The organism is Pseudomonadota bacterium (assembly GCA_027620075.1).
GTDB lineage: Bacteria > Pseudomonadota > Alphaproteobacteria > Rickettsiales > UBA6187 > 1-14-0-20-39-49.
Genome location: JAQCEY010000008.1, coordinates 1 through 11,317 on the forward strand (window position 1 = coordinate 1; position 11,317 = coordinate 11,317).

Genomic DNA, 11,317 nt, shown 5'->3' on the forward strand with positions numbered 1-11,317 from the left:
TCTCCCTCCCTCCCTCCCTCCCTCCCTCCCTCCGAAGGGTAAACAAGCATCTGAACCAATTAATTGTACATTTTGATATAAAAAGATTTGCAAATATCGGCAAAAAGTACTTTAGTTGTATTTATGCGTTCCTTATTAACACGGAGATTGAAATGCAAAGTCAGAATATTAAAGTAATGGCAGTCGATGATGATGACATTAATCTTGAAATACTAATTAAAAATCTAAAAGATTCCGGTTATGACACTCTGGCATATAATGACGGTCACGAAGCATGGCAGCATATGAACGACAATCCGGAAAGTTTTGATATAGTATTGCTAGATAAAATGATGCCTAAAATGAACGGCATGGATTTATTATCAAAAATGAAAGAACATAGCTTACTAAAAAACATTCCGGTTATAATACAAACAGGTGATGTAGGCGTTAATGAAGTAAGACAAGGAATGGAACGAGGGGCTTACTATTATTTATGTAAACCTTTTGATTCGACTATTATGGTTGCGATGGTAAATGCCGCATCAAGGGATTGTATAAAGCGGAATAATATCTATAAACGCATGAAAGATGAAACTTCGATAGCAGAAATGTTAAAAAAAGGGCATTTTGAATATAAAAATATAGCGGAGGCAAAGAAACTTGCATCTGCTATATCGTGTAAAGCCGACAAGCCGGATAGGATAAACACTGCTCTTTTAGAATTAATGGTAAATTCAGTGGAACACGGCTTATTATCTATCGGTCACGAAGAAAAAGGCAAGCTTCTTGCCCATGATAATTTTGCAAAGGAGATTGATGAAAGGAGTAAATTTCCTGAAAACGCAAAAAAAACGGTCGATGTTTTTTTTAACGTTGATAATGAAGCTGTTACCGTCAAGATATCTGACAAAGGTCAAGGATTTAACTGGCGTAAGTATGAGGATTTTGACCCTCTGCGTCTGACCGAACCTAACGGCAGAGGAATTGCCACAGCAAAACTTATGGCAGAAAAAATTGAATATAACGAATCCGGTAATGAAGTCACATGCACTTTTAACAGGGCAATAGGGTAAAAAAATCCCTGTAAAATTTACAATTTACAGGGATTTTTAAGTTTTAATATCTATACATTTCCGGCTTATAAGGTCCTTCAACATCTACATCAATATATTCTGCCTGTTCTTTTGTTAGCTTAGTAAGGTTTGCACCGATTTTTTTCAGATGCAGACGCGCAACCTTTTCGTCCAACTTTTTAGGCAAGGTATATACGTTGTTCTCATAGTTAGATGAGTTTTTCCATAGCTCTATTTGTGCCATAACCTGATTTGTAAATGAAGCACTCATAACAAATGAAGGGTGTCCCGTACCACAGCCTAGATTTACCAATCTTCCTTTAGCTAGTAGAATTATCCTTTTTCCATCAGGGAATTCAACTTCATCTACTTGCGGTTTTACTTCTTCCCACTTCATATTTGCAAGGGCGGAAACCTGTATTTCGTTATCGAAGTGACCTATGTTACAAACAATAGCCCTATCCTTCATAGCCCTCATATGGTCGATAGTTATAATATCTTTATTACCCGTTGTAGTTACAAAGATATCTGCGATAGGTGCGGCTTCTTCCATAGTAACAACCTGATAACCTTCCATACATGCCTGCAATGCACATATAGGATCTATTTCGGTTATTAAAACCCTAGCTCCTTGATTACTAAGCGATGCGGCAGACCCCTTTCCTACGTCACCATATCCGGCTACAACGGCAGTCTTGCCCGATATCATAACATCGGTGGCACGTTTTATGCCGTCCACCAGACTTTCACGGCAGCCATATAGATTATCGAATTTAGACTTTGTAACCGAATCGTTAACATTAATAGCCGGAACTTTTAGCGTTCCTTTCTTAGCCATTTGCACAAGCCTGTGTACACCCGTAGTTGTTTCTTCGGACAGACCTTTTATATCCTTTAATAATTCAGGGTGATTGTTATGTATTATCGCAGTTAAATCACCGCCATCATCTAAAATAAGGTTAGGCTTCCAACCGTCAGCCCCTTGTAATGTTTGCTCGATACACCACTCATATTCTTCTTCCGTTTCCCCTTTCCATGCAAAAACAGGTATGCCTTTTGCCGCAATAGCCGCTGCGGCATGATCTTGAGTCGAAAATATATTACATGAACTCCAGCGTATAGTAGCACCAAGATATGTAAGAGTTTCAATTAAAACTGCCGTCTGAATCGTCATGTGCAGACACCCTACAATCTTTGCTCCTGCAAGAGGCTTGCTATTGCCGTATTCCTCACGGACAGCCATTAATCCGGGCATTTCGGTTTCGGCAATCGTAATTTCTTTACGTCCCCATTCTGCCAAAGATATGTCGGCAATTTTATAGTCGCTAAATCCTGATTTTTCGGCGTGTGCTTTTGAGTTCATATTTTTTCCTGTTTTTTTATAAATACTTTTTAATATTTACGTTTTTATAGTGACTATAATACAAAGTAAATAGGTAATCTTTATATTATGTGTTTTTAGCGTTTAATTTTCTAGAAATTCCTTTATATTCAATGGCAGAAGTGTTCTATAAACTTAGCTTTGTCATACTGAACTTGTTTCAGTATCTTACTGTAAACGGATAGTAGATGCTGAAACAAGTTCAGCATGACATAAATTGCGAACACTCCCGAATCGAAAATAAAGATTAAGGTAAAACTATGAGACCCGAAACATTAGCGATTACATCAAGTAAGAATTATAAAAAGAATCAGGGAACCGTTAACACCCCTATCCATAAAACATCTACAATTCTGTTTGAGACGTGGCAAAAATATATGGAAGCCGATAGCGGACAAGATGTTTATCAAAGCGGTAACGGTCAGGTTGCCGATTTTAGCTATGGAATAGGAGGCACTCCTACACGTTTTGACCTGCAAAAAACTCTAGCAGAGCTTGAGGGAGCGGAATATGCACTGGTTGCACCTTCGGGGTTATCGGCTATAACTACGGTGCTATTGGCGTTAGTTAGCTCAGGCGACCATATATTAATTACCGATTCGGTATATGGACCGACACGACGTTTTTGCAATAAAGAGCTAAAACGCCTTGGTGTTGAAACCCAATATTACGACCCTCTTATAGGTGCAGGCATAAAAGACCTTATCAGGGATAATACCAAGCTTATATTTACCGAAAGCCCCGGTTCGCTAACTTTTGAAATACAGGATATTCCCGCCATATCAAACGCTGCAAAACAAAGGGATATAGCCGTAATTATAGATAACTCATGGGGAACTTCCTTTTATTTTAAGCCGTTCGAACATGGGGTTGACATCTCAATACAGGCAGGTACAAAATATATAGGCGGTCACTCCGACCTGATAATAGGCACTATCACCTGCAATAACAAATATATCAAGCAGATATTTAACACATATAAAAATCTGGGTGTTTCCGTAGCACCTGAGGATTGTTATATGGCACTTCGCGGCATAAGGACAATGCCGACGAGGATTAAAGCACATGAACAATCTGCGTTAAGCATCGCTAAATGGCTGGAAAAACATTCTAAGGTTAAGTCGGTTTTACACCCTGCCCTACCTTCCTTTGAGGGGCATAAGATATGGAAGCGTGATTTTCTAGGCTCAACAGGTTTATTTACCGTAATTTTAGATAAAAAATATTCGTATGAATCCATATGTAACATGATAAACGGCATGAAATATTTCGGTATCGGTGCATCATGGGGCGGATATGAAAGCCTTATAATACATTTTGACCCTAAAACCATACGTACTGCGAAAAAATGGGATATAGAGCAAAGCTGTATCCGTTTATATATAGGTCTGGAAGCCGAAGAAGATTTGAAAGAGGATATTGAATCAGGTCTTAAAAGGCTCGGTTAACCTTTTATTAAACGGTTTAATTTATAATTTGCCTTATGGTAAATAAGTCAAAAATTCTTGTTATGCTGAGCTTGTTTCAGGGCAACGTTAAAAATATTATTTTTATAGCGTTATTTTTTGTTATTGTGTCGTTAAAAGCGAATACTTCTCATGCATTATCCGAATACGGCGCTAAATGTGATAACAACCCTGATTGCGTAGAATGCCGTGATGAAGTTGATGATTTAGATGGCATTGAGTGTCAGCAATGCATGCACGCATGCTGGAATATGTATGGTCCGGCGGAATTTGACGATATAGCAAAAAGACCTCGAACAAAAATTGAGCAATGCCGTATGAAATGGGCAAAGTGGTGTAACGCCCAATGCTGGGACCCCGATGACAAGACAAATCCGGAGTATGTTAGTACAAAACCTATATGCAATGACGATTTTGTGTTTCCTAAATATAACGGTTCTAACACAAGACCGTGGTAATCTAAGCTCTTTTTATCGTACTGCTTAATACGAACAAAATCAAAGCACACACAACAATACTAGGGCCCGAAGGTGTATCAAGCTTCAACGAAGCATACAGCCCCATAAAGACAGACATTGTTCCTACACAGCTTGCCGCTAATACCATTCTTTCAGGAGTATTGCTGAACTTCCTTGCAGTTGCAGCAGGTATTATAAGTAGCGATGTAACCAGTAATATCCCTACTATTTTTATTGATAATGCAACGAGTAACGATATTAAAAGCATGAATATCAGCCGAATTACATCAACATTTACCCCCTCAACTTTTGCCATGTCGTAATTTATCGTTGTAAGCAATAAAGGTCGCCATATTTTGTATAAAACTGAAAGTGATATAATAAGACCTGTGTAAATAAGTATGATGTCGTTTAAGTCGGTAGCCAGTATATCACCGAATAAAAAGCTCATTAAATTGACCCTTATGCCGTCAAAAAACGACACTACCACAAGTCCGCTTGCTAAAGCACTATGAGCAACTATACCGAGCATTGTATCGCTCGAATATGAGCGGTTCTTTTGTAACGACACTATCAAAAGAGAAAATACCGATGCCGATATAACTATACCCAAGATATGATGAACGTTAAAAATAAACGCTATAGCCACTCCCAACAACGCAGAATGTGCCAAAGAATCGCCAAAAAATGCCATGCGGTTCCACACTAAAAAGCTGCCTAAAGGTCCTGCTGCTAAAGCTACTCCTGTTCCGGCAATGATTGCCCTTATTAAAAAATCATCAAGCATTTTTATCTCCGTCAACGCAACCGCTCGGGTCATGAACATGGTCATGATTATGTGTGTATATCGCTACATTCTCTGCGTTTTTCTTACCGAATAAAGCTATATATTCAGGGTGTTCGTTTATGTCCTCAGGAGTTCCCTCACAGCATATATGCTGATTTATGCACACAACTTTATCAGTAGATGCCATTACCATATGTAAATCATGGGAAACCATAATTATACCGCAGCCTATTTCATCACGTATATGCGATATCAGGTTATAAAACTCCGCTTGTCCGTTTATATCAAGCCCTTGCGTCGGTTCATCAAGGATTAGCAGGTCGGGGTTCAGTAAAACAGCTCTTGCAAGCATCACACGCTGCATTTCACCGCCGGATATATCATGAACCTGTTGTTTTAATATGTTAGATATATTGAATTTTATTGCGATACTTTCCACATCTTCAATGCTTCTTAGTTTTTTAGATGTACCGTTCAATCTTAAAAACCTTCTGACGGTTAAAGGCAATATTTTCTCAATGTGTATTTTTTGCGGCATATAGCCTATTACGGTATTTTTTGATACTTTCACCTTGCCTTTAGTAGGATGCTGAATCCCGCAAATTGTTTTTAAGAGTGTCGTCTTGCCGCTTCCGTTCGGACCTATAATCGTTACTATCTCTTTTTTGCTTACTATAAGTGAAACGCCCTTTAAAACGTTCCTATCGCCGAAAGATACGGATATATCCTTGCAATTAATCAATTCTTTCGTCATAATACGTACGCTTTAGTATTTGAATAGTCTGTTGTAATATAATGATAAAAATCATAACCGCAATTTTTTTAATAATATTTTCGTTCAATACCCATTCCAAAGAACAAAATAGCCCCCCTAAAATAGCGGTTTCCATTAAGCCGATACATTCTATAGCGGCTAATATTACCGATGGAATTACAGAGCCTTACCTAATAGTTAATGATAATTCGTCACCGCATGATTACTCCCTAAAGCCTTCAGCCGCAAGTAATATAAATGAAGCCGACATAATAATTTATATTAGCGATGAGTTGGAAACATTCCTAAACAAAACCGTTATTAGTATGGGAAATGACAAAAAAATCCTACAACTAATCAAAACAAACGGTTTACATCTTCTAAACAACGGGAAAAACTTAAATAATACCGAAGATGAACACGACCACCATCACGGGGAAATTGATCCTCATATATGGCTGTCATCAAAAAATTCCGTCATAATAGCAGAGAAAATACTAGATATACTTATTGAGCATAATCCTCAAAACGCAGAAAAATATACGAAGAATTTTTTAGATTTTTCTAAGAAGAATGCGTCTGCAAGTGAAAAATACCATAAAGAACTGGAAGAGTATAAAAACCTTCCCTTTATAGTATTTCACGATGCTTACCGTTATTTTGAAAATGAATACGGCTTAAACAATATCGGAAGCATGACCGATCCTTCATCTAGCGGTATCGGAGCAAAAAGGATTAAAGAAATTGAACAGGCGGTTAATAAATCAAATGTTTCCTGCATTTTTACAGAACCGCAATTCTCTAGTGCCGTCATAGATAATATATTTTTAGGTAAGGATATCAAAATAAAAACCCTTGATCCTATAGGTTATGAAATTGAAGCTGGTAAAGATGCATATTTCATTATATTAGATAATATAGTTAATAACATTAAATCGTGTTTAAAAGGTTAGATTATGTCCGGTGCAGAGAAAATAATAGAAACCGTAAAGTTTAATGATGACGGGCTTGTTCCGGCGATAGTGCAGGACTCTAAGACAAATGAAGTGCTTATGATGGCGTGGATGAATGCCGACGCATTGCGTGAGTCTATCAATAACAACCGGATGTACTATTTTTCACGCTCTAGAAACAGGCTTTGGAAAAAGGGTGAAACTTCAGGGCAAATACAAAAAATAATAGAACTAAGGCTTGATTGCGATAATGACACTATTTTAGCTATCGTGGAACAAGAGGGAGTTGCTTGCCACACGGGCAGAAAAAGTTGCTTCTTTAAGACTGTAGATAATGATAATATCAAGATAAACCAAGATGTCGTCACTCCCCCTGAGGAGCTTTATAATGAGTAGGCACATATTATTTATAATCATAGTTTTTTTTGCACAAATAGCCAATGCCGACTTGCGAGGGCTGCCTAATGTTACAATTTTGGCATCTTCCAGCCTTACCAACCCTATAACCGAACTGGCAATTGAATATTCAAGGCAAAAGAACATTACGGTTACGGCATCATATAATTCTACGGCAGAACAGGCGTGGCGAATTGAGGACGGAGAATCTGCCGACATATTCATATCTTCTCACCCTTATTGGATGGCATCTTTAAAGCAAATGGGTTTAATTGATGTTTATTCGCTTACTAATCTGGTCAAGAATAAACTGGTTTTAATAACTTCGGCTAAAGGTAAGCTAAACGAATATCCCATTGCGGCAGCAGGACTTGAGGGGAAACTTGAGAATCTGGGAAACCGAACAATAATGTCGTTTGGCGACCCCGGCAATACCGCTCTGGGTATGTACACAAAGCAGGCAATAGAAAAACTCGATGAGCAAAACGGTACAAAATTATGGGAGTCACTTAATGCGAAAACCATCAAGTCCCTTAGTTCTAAAAACAACCTATATCTTATAGCACAGGGCGAAACGGCAGGAATAGTTTATTATAGCGATGCAAGGGGCAATGATGAGGTTAGAATCTTAAATGTAGTTGATGAAAACCTGCATGAACCTATTATTTATCAGGCGGCCGTAGTAGCCGGTGAAAATATGGGCTATGCCAGAGATTTTCTTGAATTTATTCAAAAGGAAGAATCAAAGCAGGTATTTAAGAAACACGGATTTATTATAGACTGATTCTACGTTATTATTTATTGCGATTTTTAAGCATAATTGCTAGAATCAACGTGAAATATGTAATTTAAAGGAATTTTCTTAAATATGGTGAAAAAGTTTACTGTTCCATGCGATTTCGGAGGTACAAGAGCACCTTTTACTATATATATCGGTGAACCTGAATCTACGCACCACCCTCTTCATTTTCAGGCAGAATGGCTTGGTAAGAACCGTGGCGGTAACATACCCGCTGATATAATGGATAGTATAGCCAAGCTATATGAATTATCGAAAAAGAATAACGTATCATTTGAAGAGCTATGTGTTTATGCAATAAGTGATCAGGTGAATGATGATTTTGACGAGGCTCCCGTCCCATCATGATTGATTATGTTTTAAAATGATACGGCTACGTTTATAACAATGTATTTATTTTGTAATTGTCTTTGAACTAGTGTATAATAAAACAGTAGGTTGTTACAAAGGCAATGTATTTGATAAGGTTTACAGTTAGTGGACTTACAGGGGGCAGATGTTTTTTAATCGTTTTGCTTTTTTTATAAAAAAAAGCAACCAGAAAGGATTCAGCTTAATTGAGTTGTCGGTTATAATAAGTATTGCGGCAGCAAGCACTGTGGCTTTTCTTTCATGGACGCAGCCCGAAACCCTTACCGACGCACAAAATGCGGTAGAAACAAGAGCCAGAATGGATAGGATAGAAAAGGCTATAGAAGCCTTTCGTGTTGAGCGTGACAGGCTTCCTTGTCCGGCAGATCCGCAAATGCGTATAGGCAATACTCACATTCTGGGTACGAATGGCGTGGTAGGTACGGGTGGCGACACTTACGGTAATGACTTTGGAACCGAAGATCTTGATGAAACTCAGGAAACCTCAGGCACTGCCACATACGGTATTGATTGCCCTGTAAACATGGGGGCTGTTCCCGTCCAGTCGTTAGGACTGAGCAATGATTATATTAACGATGCATGGGGAAGGCGTTTTACTTATGCCATATCGCCGAAAATTTGCGGAAGAGATGCCGGTTTTTCGCTACCGGGTACCCTCGCCGAACAGGCTGCCAGCCGTGAAAATGGCTGTACACGTAACGACTATGAAAATAATTCCGGTGATATTGTAGTGACAGACGGCACTAATCCTTATACCACCGCTGCGGCATATGTTGTAGTCAGTCACGGCTCTAACGGTCTGGGAGCTTTCCTGCCCAGCGGTAGCCAACTTACCGCAGGGGCGGGAAATGAATTGGAAAATTCCGACGGATTGGAAGTGGGCGGAACTTATGACGGCAAATATGTCTTTGTAAAACAAGCAAAAAATACTACTTTTGATGATATAACCTCATTTAAAACCAAGATACAAATAGAAAGACTAACAACAAGGTCTAGTGCTAAACAAATAAGCGTTGCAGAATGTGAAACAAACTCTCAGCAAATTAAAAATATCACCTCTTCGCAAGCTAACTTCATGACTTCAGATATTACCGGTTACGACCATACCGCCGGAATATATAACACGGGCGAGCAAGTCGGGCTTGGTCTGATGATGGCGGTACAGGATATTTGTATCAGCTATTACGGATATCAGCCTCAGATTTTAAGGGGCGATACATGGTCGGGTGCTCAATGTCCGGGAAACAACGCAACTACCGTAGGAACGGGCGGCAACCACGCAGCTGAAACCACTTATTCATCTAAGAATAATGTTTGTACATGTGCCGATGATGCATGGGACGGCGGCTGTACGATGGATTGGTTCGCCGCAAGCGGTCTTACCGTAAGGGACAATATGGTTCTTTGGCTTGATGCCGATAGCCCTGAAACTGTTTTTGAAGACCTTGCATGTTCTGATATTGCCGAATACGGCGATGGTGTTGCGTGTTGGAGGGACAAATCAACTATCGGATTTAGTGCAACTCAAACTACGGCTGTAAACAGACCTGTTTACAGCCTATCAGGAACCATGAACTCTAAAGATGTTATAGTATTTCCGGGAATAGCAGGAAATAAACTTTCAATTCCCGATGACAATAGACTGGATATCACAGGTGATATGAGTGTTTTATTTACCCTTAATTTTGACGATTTTAATCAATGGACGGGAATACTCTCAAAAAGCAACAGTAACCAGCCCAACCCATATGACATATACACTACTACCTCGGGAGAACCTGCCAATTTGCGTTTTTTCAGGGGTAATGGTGTCGTAAATGGTTATGTTCAATCAAATACAAATATTTACGCAGATAATGATTATGTTTTTTCTGTAATAATGCAGGGAACCACAATAACGCACTATAAAAGCGGTGTAAAAAACGGAACGGGAACATATGGCGGTCCGACTCCGGCAGGCGGCTCTACCGCCCTTGATATAGGCGGAAGAAACGATAATCTTACCCGTATGGACGGCGAAATGGGTGAGATAATCATTTATGACACCGCACTTACAGAGGCGAATCATAATATAGTTAGCGATTACTTAAGCGACAAATGGAATATATCCGCAATACCTATTTCAGCAACCTTATCGGCACAGCCGGTATTATGGTTAGATGCCGATGATGAGGCAACATTCTACCAAAGCAACTGTACGACAAGAATCACCTCAGGTTCATTAGGCTGCTGGATGGATAAATCACCTTCGGGGTTCAATGCGGTTCAAACAACTGCCGGAAATCAGCCGTCCTTTATAAAAGAGCCTACTATGAATTACAGGAGCGTTATTAAGTTCCAAACAGATGACTATATGGAAGCCAATGGAGTTGCCGGCGTATTTAGTAATGATTTTTCATTATTTGTTGTTGGCGACTTCGCAGTAGGTAGTGCTTCTAACAGCAGTATAATCTCGGTAAACGACTATAGTGGCCCTACAGCTGGAGATGATGTATTTAGAATAAGATATAGCTCAGCCCAGACAGACATAAACTTAAGTGCCGACAATATGCAAGAGGCGGGTACTTCTTATCAGGTAACTAACGGATTTAGTTTAGCTGAAGATTCATTCATAATGAGTTTGGTATTCGATAGCTCGTTAACCGGTACAAATTTTGATTTTTATTATAATAGCGTTGGAAAAACATCGCTAACTTATGAGCCTACCAACCCTAATACCGCAGATAGGTTTGTTATTGGGGCAGATTACGACGGAACAACGGTTGGCAGATATCTTAGTAATGGATTTGTAGGGGAAATAATAATTTATGACCAGCCGCTAGACGATGTAAACAGAAAAATAATTGAAACCTACCTATCGGATAAATGGAACGTAGAAATTGATAACTAAGAAACA

11 protein-coding genes are annotated in these 11,317 nt (G+C 39.1%); 8 read left to right on the forward strand and 3 right to left on the reverse strand.

Features of this window, described 5'->3' with window-relative positions; translation table 11 throughout:
* Positions 1 to 152: 152 nt before the first annotated feature.
* Positions 153 to 1,055, forward strand: coding sequence for a response regulator (locus O2942_09665; protein ID MDA0782515.1), 903 nt, complete (start codon positions 153 to 155; stop codon positions 1,053 to 1,055).
* Between the two features lie 43 nt (positions 1,056 to 1,098).
* Here the strand turns inward: O2942_09665 and ahcY are convergent, their stop codons facing one another.
* Positions 1,099 to 2,418, reverse strand: a complete 1,320-nt coding sequence (gene ahcY / locus O2942_09670; GenBank protein ID MDA0782516.1) for an adenosylhomocysteinase — start codon at positions 2,416 to 2,418, stop codon at positions 1,099 to 1,101.
* A 278-nt stretch (positions 2,419 to 2,696) separates the two neighbouring features.
* Here ahcY and metC point away from each other — a divergent pair, with 278 nt between their 5' ends.
* Complete coding sequence (metC, locus tag O2942_09675) at positions 2,697 to 3,884, forward strand: cystathionine beta-lyase (protein ID MDA0782517.1); 1,188 nt, start codon at positions 2,697 to 2,699, stop codon at positions 3,882 to 3,884.
* Positions 3,885 to 3,919: 35 nt separating this feature from the next.
* Complete coding sequence (locus O2942_09680) at positions 3,920 to 4,360, forward strand: hypothetical protein (GenBank protein ID MDA0782518.1); 441 nt, start codon at positions 3,920 to 3,922, stop codon at positions 4,358 to 4,360.
* Position 4,361: 1 nt separating this feature from the next.
* On the opposite strand, the gene O2942_09685 is transcribed toward O2942_09680, so the two are convergent.
* Both O2942_09685 and O2942_09690 read right to left on the reverse strand, forming a co-directional pair.
* The gene (locus O2942_09685; GenBank protein ID MDA0782519.1) at positions 4,362 to 5,147 is read right to left on the reverse strand and encodes a metal ABC transporter permease; all 786 of its coding nucleotides are present in this window, start codon (positions 5,145 to 5,147) and stop codon (positions 4,362 to 4,364) included.
* Positions 5,140 to 5,901, reverse strand: coding sequence for an ATP-binding cassette domain-containing protein (locus tag O2942_09690; protein ID MDA0782520.1), 762 nt, complete (start codon positions 5,899 to 5,901; stop codon positions 5,140 to 5,142). The genes O2942_09685 and O2942_09690 overlap by 8 nt, the downstream gene beginning before the upstream one ends.
* Before the next feature lie 41 nt (positions 5,902 to 5,942).
* Between O2942_09690 and O2942_09695 the strand changes: the two genes are divergently transcribed.
* From O2942_09695 to O2942_09715, 5 genes are all read left to right on the forward strand, one after another.
* Positions 5,943 to 6,854: a zinc ABC transporter substrate-binding protein gene (locus tag O2942_09695; GenBank protein ID MDA0782521.1), complete on the forward strand. Its 912-nt coding sequence runs from the start codon at positions 5,943 to 5,945 to the stop codon at positions 6,852 to 6,854.
* A 3-nt stretch (positions 6,855 to 6,857) separates the two neighbouring features.
* Positions 6,858 to 7,250 (forward strand): phosphoribosyl-AMP cyclohydrolase, encoded by a 393-nt coding sequence (gene hisI, locus O2942_09700; protein ID MDA0782522.1) that lies wholly within the window; start codon positions 6,858 to 6,860, stop codon positions 7,248 to 7,250.
* Entirely contained in the window at positions 7,243 to 8,034 is a 792-nt protein-coding gene (gene modA, locus O2942_09705) for a molybdate ABC transporter substrate-binding protein (GenBank protein MDA0782523.1), read from the forward strand. Before hisI ends, modA begins: the two co-directional genes overlap by 8 nt.
* Before the next feature lie 84 nt (positions 8,035 to 8,118).
* Positions 8,119 to 8,397 (forward strand): DUF2610 domain-containing protein, encoded by a 279-nt coding sequence (locus O2942_09710; GenBank protein MDA0782524.1) that lies wholly within the window; start codon positions 8,119 to 8,121, stop codon positions 8,395 to 8,397.
* Positions 8,398 to 8,545: 148 nt separating this feature from the next.
* A complete protein-coding gene (locus tag O2942_09715; protein ID MDA0782525.1) occupies positions 8,546 to 11,311 on the forward strand; it encodes a hypothetical protein in 2,766 nt (921 codons plus the stop codon).
* Positions 11,312 to 11,317: the final 6 nt, after the last annotated feature.